Origin of the sequence: Prevotella pallens (assembly GCF_900454935.1) — a bacterium.
Lineage (GTDB): Bacteria > Bacteroidota > Bacteroidia > Bacteroidales > Bacteroidaceae > Prevotella > Prevotella pallens.
This window is the reverse complement of sequence record NZ_UGTP01000002.1, coordinates 227,736-244,515: the sequence shown is the minus strand read 5'-3', so window position 1 is coordinate 244,515 and position 16,780 is coordinate 227,736. Positions and strand designations below refer to the sequence as shown.

Here is a 16,780-nt window from a genome sequence, read left to right as displayed (position 1 = left end):
TTCAGATGAGTAATAAAAAGAAATGCACAATAGCAGTAACAACCATTGTATTGCTACTGTTAATTGACCAAATTATAAAGATATGGGTGAAGCTAAATATGAATATTGGCGAAGAAATTGTCATATTCAATTGGTTTCGCATATCGTTTATAGAAAACCGTGGAATGGCTTTCGGAATGGAAATAGGAAGCAAACTCTTCCTAAGTCTGTTCCGAATAGTTGCCGTAGGAGTTTTAACATGGTATATCTATAAGCGTATTAAAGAAGGAGCACGTATAGGTTACATCATAGTACTTAGTATGATATATGCTGGTGCGGCTGGAAACATTTTGGATTCGCTCTTTTATGGCGAAATATTTACCGCATCGCACCCCTATTATACCAATCTTCCAACAGCACATTTAGTGGCGTGGGGCGAAGGCTATGCGTCTGTTTTAATGGGCAATGTGGTGGATATGTTTTCGTTTCCACTATTTCACGGCACCTTTCCTGAATGGCTTCCAATATGGGGCGGAGAAGATTTTACTTTCTTTTCTGCTATCTTTAATTTTGCCGATGCATGTATATCGGTGGGCGTAGTTGTGCTTTTTCTTTTCTATCGTAACGACTTTAACAGCACAAATACTACACCGTCAGCAACAAAAACAACAGAGAATATTGCTGAAAACACTGTAAATGCACAAAAAACCAACGAAGAATAAACAACAATAATGTATACACAGAAACACAACAAATTGCTATATACGTGGGCAAAAATATGTATTTTGCTTGCGTTTGTGTTGGTTTCGTGTAAACCTACCGTACCTTCCACTTATATTCAGCCTGGAGAAATGGAAGATTTGTTGTACGATTACCACGTAGCAATGTCTGTGGCAGCAGTAAAAAATGCTACTCCAGAACAACAAGAGGCATACAAACTGGCTGTGTTTAAACGCTATGGAATAGACGAAACTGAGTTTGAAAATTCGTTGAAATACTATTTGCGACATACCGAACGACTAAAGAAGATATACGAAAATATAGACGAACGACTGAAAAAGGAGGCACAAGCACAAGGCGTATCGGCATCTGACTTCAATCAGTATGGCGATGAATCGCTCAAAGGCGATACTACAAATGTGTGGAATAGGGCAAAAGCGGTGATACTAACACCACAATCGCCTTACAACTACCATTATTTTGAAGTGAAAACAGATACTACTTTCCATAAAGGCGACCAGCTAACGCTCGAATTCGACCCTCTTTTTATAGTGCAAGATGGTACGCGAGAGGGTGTAGCAGTGTTCACTGTAACCTTTGGAAACGACAGTATAGCAACCGAAACTGCACGCTTCTTTAGCGAAGGACACCAGTCTGTTCCTATCCAAGACACTGCTCATTCTGGTATAAAACGGGTGCGTGGCTACTTCTATATGCCACAACCACACGACAATTCCACTACATTCCGTCTCTTAGCCATCACCAATATCAAGCTAATTCGTATGCACGAGCAGAAGCAAACTACTGTTGCGCCTGCCGATTCTACCAATAATACTTACCCAATACGTAATGTTGGAGGCGAACCAGTGCAGAAAAAACAAGGCGAAAAAATATCAGATGCCAACCTACAGATGGTTGCCGACGATAATGCTGTGCAGGAAGCAATGCGCAAAAGAGGCATTCCAAAGCCAGCTACACGATGAGACGAATAGCCGTTAATACAGCAATTTACAACAACAAATGTATAGAACCTGCTGTAATAGAACTGGTTGGCGATAGGGTAGAGCACTTCTTCCAACTTAAAGAAGAAATTTCTATGACAGAATGGATAGGAGGAGAAGTGGTTTTACAAGTGCATTGCGGAGAGCTCAGAGCCTATAAAGATGGGCAGATGCTTAGCGAAAGTCAGTCGCTTTAGGGCATTTAGGTTTTGGAGCGGCACTATGAGGAGAATATTTATAGAGAGAATAGTGTTCCCATAGATACTATCTTCTATAGAAGCTAAAAGGTTCTCCTGGTGTCCTTAGAGCCTTTAAACGAAACAAAAGAACATTAAAAACAATATAAAGCAAATGCAATTATTCGTTAGTTTATTGCTTGCAACACTCTCATTTGCCTCTCCTGTGCACATACATGTACAGCTTGCGGGCAACTTTGGAGAGCCTCGTCCCAACCATTTTCATGGTGGAATAGATATAAAAACCGAACGTGGAGTAAACTTTGGAGTCTATTCCATTGCCAATGGATACGTTTCTCGTGCCATAGTAGGTGAGTATGGTTTTGGACGCGCACTGGTAATAGCACACCCTAATGGCTATTCCAGTTTTTATGTACACCTTAATCGTTTTGCACCACAGATACAAGCTGCTGTAGAACGATGGCAATACACACACCATAGCTATAATGGCGATATTCATTTTCAGCCTGGTGAAATACCAGTAAGTAAGGGACAGTTTGTTGCTCTTAGTGGAAATACAGGAGCATCGCAAGGTCCGCATCTCCATTTAGAGATGCACCAAACAGCCACTGGAAACCTTATGGACCCAATGAACTGGCTTTCTCATATAGTACCAGATACCGAAGCACCCACCGCCTACTCGTTTAAAAGCTATCCACAGGCAGGTCAGGGTGTTTTTCAAAATACACAAGAAAGTAGAATTTACTCCTTTGGTAATACCCGATACCGTGCTTGGGGCAAAGTAGGATTCGGCACATGGGCTTACGACCACATGGATAGCGTGTACAACAACTATGGTGTACGCCACACCGAACTATATTGCGATGGTAAGCTAATCTACAAAAGCGATGTAAACAACATACCACAACAATGCAACAGAATGATTAATGTGTGGGGCGATTACGAGCATTTCGCCAGTCATCGCATCTGGTATCTTAAGTCGTTTCGTGAGCCTGGCAACCGTCTTCCCTTCATAACGACTAATGCTACAGGGGGTATTGTAAATTTCAATCAGCCTCGCGAGTACCATTTACAATATGTTTTCAGCGACTATTATGGCAATAAAACCGTGAAAGACATATATGTTCAGGGCACACCACAAGCCATTCCGCCTGCACAACCCATTGGTGGTGCCAACGCTTTGCTGGTAAATCGCAACAACAATGTGGCTTTCGCAGCAGCTCTGTTACAGGTAAAAGGTTCGCTATTGGCACGCAACTGTTTGCTACAACCACAGCAAACAACTCTTGCAAATGCCCTTTCGGCAGGCTATCGCTTTGCTCCTTTGTCGCTTCCTCTACTTGCTTACACTCCTTTAAAGATAAAAATAACCGCACCAATAGGCAATACTTCTAAACTATATATGGCTGCCATAGCACGTGGAAGTGGTGCTGGCGCTCCACCAATGTACTGTGGGGGAAGCTATAAAGATGGTTGGCTACAAGGAAACATACGCGATTTGGGACTGGTATACTATGTTGCACACGACAACACACCGCCCACCATTAGACAAACATCGGGTAATCCGGCATCATTAACGTTCCATTTGTCTGATACAGGTACTGGCGTAAAGAGCTACGAAGCCTATATCGACAACAAATTTGTGTTGTTTGAACAAGGTAAAGACCGGTCTAACATTTTCTGCGACCTACGCAAAACGCCTATCCCGGCTACGAAAACGCAACACACATTGCGCATTGTTGCAACCGATAGACGCCAAAATGTGGCTACCTATACCACAAAAATAACCTATTAAATTCCAATATATATAATGTGAAACTCTAATTTTTTAAACCTATATGATTATGAAAAAACTAATTTTAGGCGTACTTGCGCTCTGCTCTTACCTTTCTGCAGAGGCTTGTACCAACTTTATTGCAACGCGAGGAGCAACTACCGATGGCTCTGTTTTCGTTACTTACAGTGCCGACGACTATGGTATGTTTGCCAGTCTTTGCCACTATCCTGCAGGAAAACACCCAAAAGGAGCAAAGAGAGAAATAGTTGATTATGACTCTGGAGAACGTCATGGCTTCATAGACGAGGCTCCAGAAACCTATAATGTAATAGGAAACATCAACGAATACCAGGTAAGTATTGGCGAAACAACCTACGGCGGACGTAAAGAAATGGTAGATAATACGGGTATTATAGACTATGGTTCGCTTATGTATCTGGGTTTACAACGCTCTAAAACTGCTCGCGAAGCCATTAAAATAATGACCGATTTGGTTGAAAAATATGGCTATCAGTCAAGTGGAGAAAGCTTTACTATTGCCGATCCGAACGAAGTTTGGATTCTCGAAATGATGGGTTGCGGTGGCGATAAAAAGCAAAAAGTGGTATGGGTTGCCGTTCGTATACCCGATGGAATGATATCTGGACACGCTAATCAGGCACGTATCGGACAGTTCTCTACCTATAATACCGATGTAATAACATCTAAAAATTGCATTAAATTCGCTCGCGAGAAGGGCTGGTTTAATGGAAAAGATAAAGACTTTAACTGGAAAATGGTTTATGCAGCACCCGATTTCGGTGGTCGTCGCTACTGCGATGCACGTGTGTGGAGCTTCTTTAACCACTTTAAAGATATGTCTGAATACTTGCCTTGGGCACTTGGTAAAGATAAAAATGCTAAAGATATGCCTCTTTGGATAGCCCCAGACCGTAAGCTAAGCCTTGCCGATATGGAGATGAGTATGCGCGACCACTACGAAGGAACTGCCTTAAGCACACTCAACGACTGCGGTCAGGGCGATTGGGAAATGCCTTATCGTCCCACACCACTTACGTTCGACTACAACGGAAAGAAGTATTTTACAGAGCGTCCTGCATCTACTCAGCAGAGTGCATTCTCATACGTGTGTCAATTGCGCTCTTGGTTGCCTCGCGAAATAGGCGGTATCATCTGGTTTGCTAACGACGATGGCAATATGGCAGCATACGTTCCAATATACTGTAGTAACGTTGATCGTGCCGAATGCTTTAATACTCCAGGAGCAGATGCTGTTACTTTCTCCGACAAAAACGCTTTCTGGGTATGCAATTGGGTAGCAAATATGGTTTATCCACGCTACTCTCAGATGTTCCCAGCACTGAAAGCTGTTCGCGAAAAGTTGGAAAAGGGCTATGCTGCTAACCAAAATGCAGTGGAAACAAAGGCACAAGAACTCTATAAAACCGATAAGGATGCGGCTGTTAAGTATCTAAACGACTACTCAATAGCTAAGAGTAACGAAATGCTTAACGAGTGGAAACAACTTGCAACTTACCTTATTGTGAAGTTTAATGATATGGCGGTGAAACCAGAAAAGGACGGTAAGTTCGAACGTACTGCCACTGGTTGGGGTGCACGTCCTGCTCGTCCGGGTATGAGCGAGGCTGCTAAGAAGGCTATTATAGAGCAAACTGGCGATAAGTTTGAGGTTCCAGCAGAATAAAATAATATTTTTTTATTTACAAAAAGAGCAGTTCCAAAGTAGCATTTGGACTGCTCTTTTTTGTCTCCTTTGGGGGGCTCATTTCATCGAATCCTTGCATTTGTTTAATCGTACATGCATTTCTGTCCCCCATTTTTTGGGTATTTACGGATATGCGGACACGATAAATCTGCCCCTACGGCTGCTTGTGGGCTGCTAATAACGCTGCTAACAAATTGAAATAATGTGGCGAATATGCTGTGAGATATTCACATTCAACCACGAAATGCGTTGCTACCGATTTGCAACAACGTAGCATTCAAAAAACAAAAACCATACTTTTGCAACGCAAAAACCCCCTTTTTGCACGCCAAAAACCATACTTTTACATGGCAAAAACCATACTTTTGTTCTGTGAATATGTAACATACACAGAATGAACATGTTGCGAACATTCCGTGGAAAATTTACGTTCGCTCACGAAATGGGTTGCGAACATACTCTTATATCGTCTTTTTTCTATTGTTATATTGTTTGTTCGGTGCTAATTGGGGCATTGCTTTGCAAGTGGTTAAATGTCTATTTTGCTTTGTTTTGGGGCTCAACGTCGCTATATTCTACCTTTATGTGGAACAGCGGAGTAATGTTAATGCACTGCTGTTCTAAGTCTTCTTCTATGTAGTATTTGCCACCCGGAAGTAGTTTGACTTGTGTTTCGTACGATAAAAATTCGTCTTCGCCATACGATCTTCCCTTTTTATTTGCTATTACTCTAAGCTTAAACTGGTGTGTTCCCGGCGATATGAGGCACTTTTTGTATATCCAATGGATTATGCCTTTGCCATTTGGCACACCGTCTATGGCATCTACTACAATTCGTTTTGGCTGAATAGCCGACCTGTTTTTCTTAAAAATCAGTGTTACTGCATTGGTATTTTTGTTCAGCCAACGCCTTGTTTCTCGGAAATATCGTAGGAAAAAGATGATTCCAACTAACTGTTCGGCTGCAAAAAGAGTTGGAAATCCATACCGAATAATCATACTATTGGAGAACGAAGATAGTAAGGACGCCAATCCGGTTAGTGTATAAAGGGAGATGAAAATGCCTGTAAAAATGTTTGCTTTCGCTTTATTGGATTGATGAGAAAGCTTTGCTTCGAAATAGATGGCTATAAAAATAGCATATATCAATCCCGATAAAACAATTATATATATTATTATTGTGTAGTTAAAACCCATACTATTATTATTTCTTTACGCCTGCGAACGAAGGTTTAATGCCTGTTGTGGTTCGCCTTTTTCTATATTTGGGGTGGTGAAAGCGGTGAGTATCAGGCAGAACCAAGCATTTATACGAGGTGTTTAAAGGTAGACAAGAGCACACGCTAAACGGGCAACAGTTTTGCAAAATAGCGTTGCTTTGATACCTAAATGCAAACTTACACAAAATATTTGGATAAAAAAAGATATATGTAAACAACTTGTTTGTGTTTTAATGGTATTCTTTCTACATAGTTTTTTGTTTGCCGTTATGTGGCTTAAAAGGCATTCTATCTTTCTTAAATCATCTGGTTTCTCTATATTTTTTAGGAAAGATAGAACCATATAGCCTTTATTCTACGTTATTTTTCGGCAACTTTATTTTTTCCAAAACAAGCTTGTTATGTCTTCCATTTGGTTGTTTTCCACAATTTTATACATACGTTGGTTGGTGCGTCGGCTATCTAATCCGCCCAGATGGCGTATGTATGGTCCCACCTTAATGTAGTCGAAATGAGGCAATTGAATATCCGTTGCCAGTGTGGTACGCCCTGTGTACCAGCCCACTTTTATGTTTTTGTGGTGCGTTTTTATGTAAATAGCCAGTTGGTTGATAGCCTCTGGTTCGCTATCGCCCCCCATAAAGCCAATGCAAGTAATGCGTTCGCCATCTTCTTTCAGCATTTTCTCTATAGCATCTGGTGTTAATGGCGTGCCCACATCGGTCCAAAGGAAAGTGCTATGGCACCCCGGACATCTACAAGGACAGTTAGAAAGATTGATAGCCAACGTAACTTCGTTGGGAAATTCTTGGAAAACAATATCAGAATTTACGTATTTAAGCATTACAAATTTGGTGTTAAAACTGTGTGCACACTGCTCAACGCAGTATGCACACCCTATAAACGAAAATATAAATTAATTGGGTTTACAGAAACAGCGTATACCCAATGCCCTCACTCTTGAGGGCTAAACCGTATATTTTTCTTTTGTAGCGTAGTATCGTTTGCCAGCTTCTACCTGTCGAGCAGCCGAGAAATTGCTTACACGTTTCATATAACCGATGACGCGTGTTAGGTAATCTACGTTTGTAGAATGGCAGTGTGGGCACTCTTTAAGGTTGCGTTTGTCTATGTGTCCGCACTCGTTGCACACCGTATTTGGTATATTGAATGTGAAATAGTTACACCCTTCTTCTGCAGCAACCCTCATAAGCTGTCGGTATTGTGGTTGCGATAGATGTTCGTCGAGGTTCATGTGCAATGCCGAACCACCAGTAAGATGTTCTATGTAGGGTGCTCCGTGCAAGCGGAACTTATCTAAAATGGTTAGCGAATTGTCTTCTACACGATAGAAATAGCTATTATAGCAGTCGCGAGGAACGAAATATCCATCGGCTTTGTCCCACTTTGCGTGCTTCACACCTACGTTTTCGGCAGGTATCATCTCGCAGTTGAACATGGCTTCCTTAGTGCGATATTGTTTGTTATAGGCTTCAATCAGTCCTAAAATACTCTGTACATATTCTTTATAATCGTCGTTTGGTGTAATATCCAACCCCATAAATTCAGCCGATTCTACCAATCCGTTAATACCAATGGTTAGATATTGTCGATCTATGTTTATGTATCCAGCATCGAATAGTGGCAACATGTGTTGTCGTAACAGGTCTTTCAGGTTTTCGTTATATGCCAATTGCACTTTGTGGCATAGGTCTATAATGTGCGAAAGGAACTCTTTGTAGTCTATTCCCTTATTTACAGCGTATTGCACACATCTATTTAGATTTATGGTGAGTACACTTTTTGATCCTGTAGATACGCCACCTGCACCCAAGGTATATGAGAAACCGTTGTCTTGAATCTCGTTTCTTAGGCGGCAACACGAGCTTAATGAGTCGGCATTGTCGCTCATATATGTAAAGAAACTGTGTCCTTCGGCATACATTTGTGCGGCAAAGTCAGCCCATTCGGTATCGCGACATTCGCCATTTTCAGATAGAAGCGCCATTGTTTCCACAGGGAATGTTAGCACAGCCTTAGTTCTTTCTTGGTTAAACCACCTCATAAAGCGTTTCTGTAACCACGAAACACCTTCCCAATCGGGTTGCGAACCATCTGGGAAATAGAAGTTTTCGAAGAGCGATTTAAAGTAGAATTTATCGTAATAAGATATGTTCCAGAATACAGCCTGATAGTTTCGGGCACCAGTAGGCTGGTTTAGCGAGTATACAATCTGCTCAAAAAAGTCGGTAATAATCTTGTCAATGGTGCGTTGTTTCAGACTTAAATCTACCACTTTATCGGCATGTTGCCAATAGTCTTTACCATATTCTTTCTGTATAAAGTAGTTCATATACATCAAGAATTCGGGTGTTGCGCATGCACCAGCCAGCATACTTGAAACCATAAACACCATATTTATGAATCCGCCACAGAAGCTTTTAAGGTTGGTAGGGGCAGTAGAGTTACCTCCAATCGATGTTGTTCCACCAATAAGCCATGGATACATAGTGATAGAAGCACAGTAGTTGGCAAGGTTTGTCTCGTCGTTCTTATATATAAAGTGGTGTGTTAGCAAGTGTAAATACTCGTCAGAGAGTTCCTTTCCGTACATTTTTTTAATGCGGTCGGTAAGCAAACGGCGGTTCAATCTAATGAAACCTTGCTTTGGAAGCTCGCCTATTAGGGTGGCAATGTTCTTGTTTTCCACGTTAGCATTGGCATCAAACTTAGAGCCAGTGGCAGCATTCTCTGCATGACAATAGTCTGTTAGGAAGCGCATTTTCTCTAAAACCTCCCTATCTTCGGTGTGCTGGTGTCTATAAACTATAAAACTTTTTGCTACATTATAGTAACCTTCCTTCATTAAAGCCTCTTCTACTTGATTCTGAATGTCCTCAACTTTAATGTCGTCGTGTATTTTTATGTTCGCTAAAACCTTTGAAACAGTACCAAGATCGGTAGGTTCGCCAACACTGTCGAATGCTTTTATAATGGCATTCATAATCTTGTCGAGTGAGAAACGGTCCTTTGAGCCGTCGCGTTTTGTGATTGTGAAATTCTTCATTTTACCTTTTCAGTATGTCTTTATATATTTTTATGTTATTGATTGAGTTGTTTTTGTTGTTCCTATTGGTTACCTTGATGGTTGTTTTGGAAAACTTTTCTCGATGCAAAGATAGGAAAAAGAAAATGAATAAAGAGTATTTTTAAGAATAAAAAATTACCGTCTTTTTAACCATATATGTGTAACTTTATTTATAATACTCTGATTATTAGGTATATATAAAATAGCTTTAAAGATACAGTTTTTAGCTTATTTAGAATAAAAAGAAAATGTTTTGCTTCTTAAAAGATATATAAGTTTTCTGTTTTGGAAAACTTTTGAGAATACAAGATGGTAAAAGTTGTCTGAAAAGATATACTTTTTTGTGTTCTGTTTGTGTGTTTGTTTCTCTAAAAAATGGTGTTTTTAGTGTTCTGCGAATGCCTCAAACATTTGCAAAAAACAATGTTTTTGCAAAGAGTATACCCTATAAAACAAGATATTTGCTATGGAAAATAGTTTTTTTAAAGTTGTTAAGTGCACCTACAAAATATCTATTTTGCTAAGAATTGCTTTAGCTTTTCCAGTTCTTCGGTAGCCACTTTACGTCCATGTTCGTAGGTTTCTTGCATTTTTTTAGGGTTGTGCGATGTGTGTCCAATGGTAAGTTTAATTTGCGGTTGAAGCACAAAAACGTTGCCTTTTCGCTCTTCTTGTAACACCAAGTCTACCTCTTTATTATACATAATGTGTCGTTCTGCCAGTGCTTTCAGCATTTTTGGGTGTCGGTGTAGCTGCAAATGCATCAACGGCATTAGCTTATTGGGTTGCTTTCGGTAGCCTTTTGGTTGCGTTAGCACCACAACGTTGCGTTGATATCCTTGTTTTTGGAAGAAGGCAAGCGGAATAGAGTCTGCCACACCCCCATCTAACAGGCGTTGTCCGTTAAGTTTCACAATGTTAGAAACCAGTGGCATTGATGCCGAAGCCCGCACAAACTCCAACTCTTCATAGTCTAACGTGTTAAGTTGGCGGTACACTGCCTTTCCCGATCCCACGTTTGTAGCCACTGCCCAGAATTCCATTGGATTGTTACGGAAGGTTTCGAAGTCTACAATATCCAGCTTATTTGGTATGAAATGGTAGGCATATTCGGCTCCAAAGTAGTCGCCTGTGGTAAGCAACGACCACAACGAGGCATATTTCCAGTTGTTTGCGAAGCGTTTACTGTATCGTATTACGCGTCCAATTTGTCCCGATTTGTAGTTGCAACCAAAGGCAGCGCCTGCCGAAACTCCTATGGCGCCGTTAAACTTAATATTGTTTTCCATTAGCACATCTATAACGCCAGCTGTGAATAAGCCTCGCATTGCGCCTCCTTCCAATACCAATCCTGTTTTCATAACATATATTTAGTTTTATAGCACACCATTTTTTGTGTTGCAATCTATCGTTTTAGTGCCTTCTTTATAATCTGTGCTGCAATGGGAGCAGCTACATCTGCACCGAAACCAGCGTTCTCAATGAACACTGCTATGGCTATTTTGGGGTTGTTCATTGGTGCAAAAGCAATAAACGCCGAGTGGTCTTTGCCTTGATTTTCCACCGTTCCGGTTTTCCCACAAATGGTATATTCTTTTGTATTTATATCGCGTGCGGTTCCCCATGCTACGGCATTGCGCATTCCATCTATCACTGGTGGATAGGCATTAGGGCTTACTAGCGTAAGTCTACGCTCTGTAAAGCGTTTTGGTAGTGGGTGTTCTGCGGTGTTGGCGTGTATATGTGGTGTGTAGAAATAGCCACGATTGGCAATGGTAGCAGCTAAATTGCATAGTTGTAGGGGGGTTACTGTTATGTCGCCTTGCCCCATTCCTGTCCAAATAATGGTGAGCGGACGCCAGCCTATGCGATATCGGCGAGCCAAATAAGCCGAATTGGGCACCAATCCACCCATTTCTCCAGGTATGTCGATGCCGAGCGGACCGCCTAATCCCATACTCGTCATATAGCTATACCACTTGTCTATGGCTGCCGAATAGGTGCCATATTTTGCTTTATTGCCTATCATGTTCTCAAAAGACTTTAGAAAATAGGTGTTACACGAACTGGCAATAGCAGCTCTAAGCATAAGTGGCGAACTGTGTTTGTGGCATTTCACTTTTATGTTTTCTTCGCGAAAAGCCCCATAGCAAGCCATTTTGGTTTCGGGTTTTAGTGTACCTTCCGATAAGAAAGTGAGTGCTTGTGCTGTTTTAAAGGTAGACCCTGGTGCGTAAGCTGTGGCAATAGCCAAGTCGGTATTAGGACCTTCGGGCGAGTTTGTTGCCAAACATATCACCTCTCCAGTAGTCGGTCGAATGGCAACAATGCTTCCTTTTCGTCCTTTCAACAGTTCGTTTGCCAGTTGCTGAAGGTCGGGTAGCAACGTTGTTGTGGGTTCGCTGGCAGCCTTTGGGGTGGTTTTCTTTTCGTCGGTATCCGTTTTCTTTTCTGTTGGAGTGTTTTTTTTGGTTGTTTTTTTGGTTGTTTTTGTTTTGTCGGGATACAGTCGTTCCATTTCACCGTGGTATTCTTGTGCTATGACTGTGGCTGTTGCGAGCATACAAAGTATGCTTATAATATATCTCTTCATATTTTTTTAATCGGATTTAGATGTGCAAAGGTAGTTAAAAGATTATATTTACGATGTAACTGGTGGGGGCGAATTGACGTTTTTTACTTTATTTTACGAGAACAATACATGCCATATTATTTCAGCAACACATAGTGTTACGAACCCCAAAACCAATTGTTTTTGTTGATGAAACGGGCACAATGAATTGATAAAAATGCCTTGCGGAATGTTCGTTTCCATACATTTGCGCAATGAACAAACGGTGTGGTTTCGGGTGGTGTATATTCTCTAATTTCAAAAAGGGGGTTTTTGCAATGTAAAAGTATGGTTTTTGTGCTGCAAAAGCATGGTTTTTGAACGCCAAAAACCATACTTTTGTAATACAGAAAAATGGACTTTCGTAAGACGTTGTCTATTAGATGGTTATGAACTGCGGTATGCTTCGGTTACAACTGGTATATGTTTCGTACATTATTATATGGTGTAAATGCCACCGCACTCGGTAGTTTGTTGTATGCTTGTTGGCATTTTGCACGCCTTTCGCCTTTGTTGTATATGGTAATATCTTTATTATGAGGTTTATAAACTGTGTTTATGGCGGAACAAAATAAACCAACTTTAATAACCAATTAGGCAAAAACCACGTATTAATAAATAATAAACACATTGTGAAAAGAAAGTTATGAAAAGTTTTTGTACTTTAAATTAATTTGCATATCTTTGCGAAATGAAACTAAATATTCGTATGTAGAGAGAGTATAACAAACAATATATAGAAATGGAGGTGTAGTTCTGGCTGCTTATGCGCCACATTGCAATGCTGTTGTTTTGTGGAAGGTGTAATGCTAAAACAAATTTTTATGTTTGCCTAAATGCCGTTTATGGCAACAAAAAGAGAATTTTATGGCATACTAATAAGCGTACGAACACGGTTAAAATAACCACTTACTTTCTGTAATACAATCAATTAAAAAGCTCAATCACACAAAAATAATATAAACAAAACGTAAAATGAAAAAACTATTAGTATTAGTATGTGCTGCCATTGTAAGTATTTCTGCTTCAGCACAAAAGGGAGATAAGGCAATAGGTGTAAACCTTTCGTATGGTGCAAAAGTAAAAAATATAGGCTTAGGAGTAAAAGGTCAGTACTATTTAACCGACCGTTTGCGTGGCGAAGCATCTATAGATCACTTTTTAAAGAAGGACGATGTATCTATGTGGGATATAAATGCAAACCTCCATTACCTGTTTGATGTTGCTCCAAAACTACAGGTTTATCCTGTTGTGGGGGTAGGTTATACAAAGTGGAATGTGCATTTTGTACTGTTAGACGGCAAGAAGAAGTCGGCATCAGAAGACAGATTAGCGGTTAATCTTGGGTGTGGTGTACAGTATCAGCTTATCAATAGGATTAATGTGAATGCAGAATTGAAATATCAAATTATAGATAATTACAACCAATTGGTGCCAAGTGTGGGACTGACATATAGATTATAAAGTTCTTTTATAGAGGTTGTTAAACCGTAGGTTTGCCTCTATTATGATAAGAAAGGTGTGGCTGAAGCATTTGCTTTCCACACCTTTTATAGTTTAAACCTAAAAAACTGTTAGAACAAATATATACTTTGTTTTGTTGCAGAGTATGTTATGTTGCGTATAAACAAAGTATAACGAGCTATAATAAACGGCAAACGACGAACAAAAGAGGGGGAGGAGAATATAGCATTAACAAGGTGCGGCGGTTGTTTTTGTGGGTTTATACACACTGTAAAACTGTAGTTTCGGCTTTGTTAGCTTGTTTTTTGCTATAAAAAAAACTCCTACCTGTCTTATAAAAAGACAAAGTAGGAGTTCTGAAAATATATGGCATTTATAAGTTTTTCTATATTTTAGCGCATTGTAAGCATAACAACGCTGCTGCCAAAACAAACGTAAGGTTGTTCTGTAGTATATATATTGTAGTAGTTTCTACTGTTTATACTTCTCTACACCCAGCTTATACATATCGTTACCTTCGTGGTCTATGGCAACAATAACGGGCAATTCTTCTACCCGAAGACGGCGTATAGCCTCTGTTCCAAGCTCATCGAAGGCAATAACTTCTGCCTCTTTAACAGCCTTTGCCATAAGTGCGGCTGCGCCACCAATGGCAGCAAAGTAGACTCCGGTATATTTTTTTAGTGCATCGATAACCTCTTCAGACCGTGAGCCCTTACCAATCATAACACGAAGCCCCTGTTGAATGAGTCGTGGAGAGTAGGCATCCATACGTCCTCCAGTGGTTGGTCCTACCGAACCAATGGGTTGTCCAGGCTTAGCAGGGCACGGACCAGCATAGTAAACAGCCTGTCCTTCAAAGTTAAAAGGCATAGGTTCGCCCGCATCAAGCATTTCGCACAACCGTTTATGCGCCGCATCGCGTGCCGTATATATAGTTCCTGATATATAAACCATATCGCCAGCATGGAGCGATTTTATGGTTTCATTGGTGAATGGAGCCGATATTATTCGTTTTTCTTCCATATTTTGTTTTCTTGTATTTAGGGTATTGTGTAAGAAACGCCACCTCTATTTAACTCTGTACGAATGTTTTTCAGAGAGCGTTTGTAGTGTTTAGAGAGAGCCTTCTGCATGGCGTGTAGCATGGCAACCAATGTTTACCGATACAGGCAAGCCAGCAATGTGCGTGGCATTGGTGAGAATGCTTACTTGTAGGGCGGTAGTTGTGCCACCAAAACCACATGGACCGATGCCAAGTTTGTTAATTTCGTCTAACAATTCCTTCTCTAATTTAGCCACATGGGACATTTCGCTAACACTGCCAACCGGTCGGAGCAATGCTTTTTTGCTTAAATAGGCAGCTCGTTCCATAGTTCCACCAATGCCAATGCCTACAATAATAGGTGGACAAGGGTTGCCACCGGCATGGAAAATAGTGTCTATAACAAACTGTTTAATGCCTTTTATGCCTGCACTTGGCGTCAGCATCTTCAGTCCACTCTTGTTTTCGCTACCAAAACCCTTAGGTGCTACGGTAATATGGAACTCGTTTCCCGGCACAATATTGTAGTGAATAATGGCAGGAGTGTTGTCTGTTGTGTTTACACGGTCTATTGGATCCTTCACAACCGACTTGCGAAGATAACCTTTAGAGTAGCCTTGTCGTACCCCTTGGTTTATGGCGTCTTCTATAAAACCACCTGTAATGTGGCAATCTTGCCCCATTGTAACAAACACAACGGTCATTCCTGTGTCCTGACACATAGGTACACGCTCGGTTTTAGCTATATCGGCGTTTTTCACAATCGTACCTATTATCTGGCTTGCTAAGGGCGATTTCTCTTGTTTTTGGCATATTGCGAGCTTGTTATATATATCGTCTGCAAGCACGTAACATGCTTCTATACAAAGCTTTTCTACCAGCTCTGTAATCTTAGATGCTTCTATTTCTCTCATTCTTATACTTGTCTTGTAAGGAAATACTGTGTATTTCTGTTCTCAATGTTCTCGTAATTCGTATCAACAATGCCTATTAGGCAATGCGTTTTGCTATCGGGGTCGTACATAAACTCCTTAACGAAAGCAAAATTCTGTATATCTTTGGTATTATTTACCTGCAAACGCGGACCTCCACACTCTACTATGCGTTTGCCAACGGTAATGTGTTCTTCGTCGTAATATGCTACTGGGAGGTGCATTTCTATAATTTTGCGCACCTTTTGTTCGAGTTCCTCTATGCTAAAGTCCTCGTGTTTGTAGAATTTAAGCACGAAACCGTTACGTATATCAGAGAAATAATAATGGTCGGAAGATATGTTATAGTCCTCTTCAAGTATGTAACGGGTAATCTCTTCTGCCGTATGTGCCATCTTACGATACTTCAACGACTCGTGCACAATCTCGTAAATGCTTTCTGGAAGTGGTCCAAACATTGTGGGACGAGCCACAATAATTTCTTCGCCAATACCCACAATCAAATCGGCATTGCGCCCTAAAGCCTTGCGTAAAAGGTTGAAATGTTCAACAATAACTCGCTTTTTGTGTTCCAACAATGTCTTAACAAATTCGGCAATCTCCCACATTTGCATAAAGCCAGTAAGGAAACGAATGTCCAAATGGAACGATGAAGCCTCTTTAATTTCGCCTAATGCAATGGAATCTCGCATAGAAAGAATCTTGCGAGGGTTAATTATGTCGTCGTCGTTGGTGAGTTCCAAACCAGGAAACATACCTTTTATGAGCGAAGATTTGCCAGAACCAGCATCGCCTACAATACCAATGAGACGGTCGGTATACAGAAGGTGGCGTTGAGAAATGTGGTCGCCGAGGAATATAAGACGCTCTTTGCCACGTGGAGCAAAGTATTGTGTTGAGATAAGATATTGCTGAAGTGGATTTATCATTGCCTTTTTTGTTGTGGAGTTTATTGCTAATAATGCTCTTTAAACCAATGTAATAGGACTTAGAAAATATCTGTTCTAATTATAAAAAATG

At 40.6% G+C, this 16,780-nt stretch carries 14 protein-coding genes; 6 read left to right on the top strand and 8 right to left on the bottom strand.

Annotated elements, in window-relative coordinates:
* The first annotated feature begins 5 nt into the window (after window positions 1-5).
* The 5 genes from DX009_RS10315 (at window position 6) to DX009_RS10295 (ending at window position 5,379) form a co-directional block, all read left to right on the top strand.
* Window positions 6-701 (top strand): lipoprotein signal peptidase, encoded by a 696-nt coding sequence (locus tag DX009_RS10315; RefSeq protein WP_006046402.1) that lies wholly within the window; start codon window positions 6-8, stop codon window positions 699-701.
* 9 nt (window positions 702-710) lie between these two features.
* Window positions 711-1,682 carry a DUF4296 domain-containing protein gene (locus tag DX009_RS10310; RefSeq protein WP_115084015.1) on the top strand — a complete coding sequence of 324 codons (972 nt, stop codon included), beginning with the start codon at window positions 711-713 and terminating at the stop codon, window positions 1,680-1,682.
* Window positions 1,679-1,897, top strand: a complete 219-nt coding sequence (locus DX009_RS10305; protein ID WP_115084014.1) for a hypothetical protein — start codon at window positions 1,679-1,681, stop codon at window positions 1,895-1,897. The genes DX009_RS10310 and DX009_RS10305 overlap by 4 nt, the downstream gene beginning before the upstream one ends.
* 154 nt (window positions 1,898-2,051) lie before the next feature.
* A complete protein-coding gene (locus DX009_RS10300; RefSeq protein ID WP_115084013.1) occupies window positions 2,052-3,692 on the top strand; it encodes a M23 family metallopeptidase in 1,641 nt (546 codons plus the stop codon).
* Window positions 3,693-3,741: 49 nt separating this feature from the next.
* Complete coding sequence (locus tag DX009_RS10295; RefSeq protein ID WP_115084071.1) at window positions 3,742-5,379, top strand: dipeptidase; 1,638 nt, start codon at window positions 3,742-3,744, stop codon at window positions 5,377-5,379.
* A 558-nt stretch (window positions 5,380-5,937) separates the two neighbouring features.
* Here the strand turns inward: DX009_RS10295 and DX009_RS13890 are convergent.
* The 5 genes from DX009_RS13890 to DX009_RS10260 all read right to left on the bottom strand — a co-directional run bounded on the left by DX009_RS13890 (window position 5,938) and on the right by DX009_RS10260 (window position 12,301).
* On the bottom strand, window positions 5,938-6,597 hold the full coding sequence (locus DX009_RS13890) for a hypothetical protein (RefSeq protein ID WP_115084011.1): 660 nt from the start codon (window positions 6,595-6,597) through the stop codon (window positions 5,938-5,940).
* A gap of 399 nt (window positions 6,598-6,996) precedes the next feature.
* A complete protein-coding gene (gene nrdG, locus DX009_RS10275; protein ID WP_006046392.1) occupies window positions 6,997-7,464 on the bottom strand; it encodes an anaerobic ribonucleoside-triphosphate reductase activating protein in 468 nt (155 codons plus the stop codon).
* Between the two features lie 123 nt (window positions 7,465-7,587).
* On the bottom strand, window positions 7,588-9,687 hold the full coding sequence (gene nrdD / locus DX009_RS10270) for an anaerobic ribonucleoside-triphosphate reductase (protein ID WP_115084009.1): 2,100 nt from the start codon (window positions 9,685-9,687) through the stop codon (window positions 7,588-7,590).
* 533 nt (window positions 9,688-10,220) lie between these two features.
* On the bottom strand, window positions 10,221-11,069 hold the full coding sequence (locus tag DX009_RS10265; protein WP_115084008.1) for a patatin-like phospholipase family protein: 849 nt from the start codon (window positions 11,067-11,069) through the stop codon (window positions 10,221-10,223).
* 44 nt (window positions 11,070-11,113) lie between these two features.
* Window positions 11,114-12,301, bottom strand: coding sequence for a penicillin-binding transpeptidase domain-containing protein (locus DX009_RS10260; protein WP_115084007.1), 1,188 nt, complete (start codon window positions 12,299-12,301; stop codon window positions 11,114-11,116).
* A 993-nt stretch (window positions 12,302-13,294) separates the two neighbouring features.
* On the opposite strand from DX009_RS10260, the gene DX009_RS10250 reads away from it, so the two are divergent.
* Complete coding sequence (locus tag DX009_RS10250; RefSeq protein WP_115084006.1) at window positions 13,295-13,783, top strand: porin family protein; 489 nt, start codon at window positions 13,295-13,297, stop codon at window positions 13,781-13,783.
* 471 nt (window positions 13,784-14,254) lie between these two features.
* On the opposite strand, the gene DX009_RS10245 is transcribed toward DX009_RS10250, so the two are convergent.
* The 3 genes from DX009_RS10245 to DX009_RS10235 form a co-directional block, all read right to left on the bottom strand.
* A complete protein-coding gene (locus DX009_RS10245; RefSeq protein ID WP_115084005.1) occupies window positions 14,255-14,809 on the bottom strand; it encodes a Fe-S-containing hydro-lyase in 555 nt (184 codons plus the stop codon).
* A gap of 90 nt (window positions 14,810-14,899) precedes the next feature.
* Entirely contained in the window at window positions 14,900-15,742 is an 843-nt protein-coding gene (locus tag DX009_RS10240; protein WP_115084004.1) for a fumarate hydratase, read from the bottom strand.
* Between the two features lie 2 nt (window positions 15,743-15,744).
* The gene (locus DX009_RS10235) at window positions 15,745-16,689 is read right to left on the bottom strand and encodes a P-loop NTPase family protein (RefSeq protein WP_115084003.1); all 945 of its coding nucleotides are present in this window, start codon (window positions 16,687-16,689) and stop codon (window positions 15,745-15,747) included.
* Window positions 16,690-16,780: the final 91 nt, after the last annotated feature.

Bases quoted from the DNA above. Each gene is read 5' to 3' on its own strand.
- DX009_RS10315 (WP_006046402.1), top strand. From the start codon at position 6: ATGAGTAATAAAAAGAAATGCACAATAGCAGTAACAACCATTGTATTG.
- DX009_RS10310 (WP_115084015.1), top strand. From the start codon at position 711: ATGTATACACAGAAACACAACAAATTGCTATATACGTGGGCAAAAATA.
- DX009_RS10305 (WP_115084014.1), top strand. From the start codon at position 1,679: ATGAGACGAATAGCCGTTAATACAGCAATTTACAACAACAAATGTATA.
- DX009_RS10300 (WP_115084013.1), top strand. From the start codon at position 2,052: ATGCAATTATTCGTTAGTTTATTGCTTGCAACACTCTCATTTGCCTCT.
- DX009_RS10295 (WP_115084071.1), top strand. From the start codon at position 3,742: ATGAAAAAACTAATTTTAGGCGTACTTGCGCTCTGCTCTTACCTTTCT.
- DX009_RS13890 (WP_115084011.1), bottom strand. From the start codon at position 6,597: ATGGGTTTTAACTACACAATAATAATATATATAATTGTTTTATCGGGA.
- nrdG (WP_006046392.1), bottom strand. From the start codon at position 7,464: ATGCTTAAATACGTAAATTCTGATATTGTTTTCCAAGAATTTCCCAAC.
- nrdD (WP_115084009.1), bottom strand. From the start codon at position 9,687: ATGAAGAATTTCACAATCACAAAACGCGACGGCTCAAAGGACCGTTTC.
- DX009_RS10265 (WP_115084008.1), bottom strand. From the start codon at position 11,069: ATGAAAACAGGATTGGTATTGGAAGGAGGCGCAATGCGAGGCTTATTC.
- DX009_RS10260 (WP_115084007.1), bottom strand. From the start codon at position 12,301: ATGAAGAGATATATTATAAGCATACTTTGTATGCTCGCAACAGCCACA.
- DX009_RS10250 (WP_115084006.1), top strand. From the start codon at position 13,295: ATGAAAAAACTATTAGTATTAGTATGTGCTGCCATTGTAAGTATTTCT.
- DX009_RS10245 (WP_115084005.1), bottom strand. From the start codon at position 14,809: ATGGAAGAAAAACGAATAATATCGGCTCCATTCACCAATGAAACCATA.
- DX009_RS10240 (WP_115084004.1), bottom strand. From the start codon at position 15,742: ATGAGAGAAATAGAAGCATCTAAGATTACAGAGCTGGTAGAAAAGCTT.
- DX009_RS10235 (WP_115084003.1), bottom strand. From the start codon at position 16,689: ATGATAAATCCACTTCAGCAATATCTTATCTCAACACAATACTTTGCT.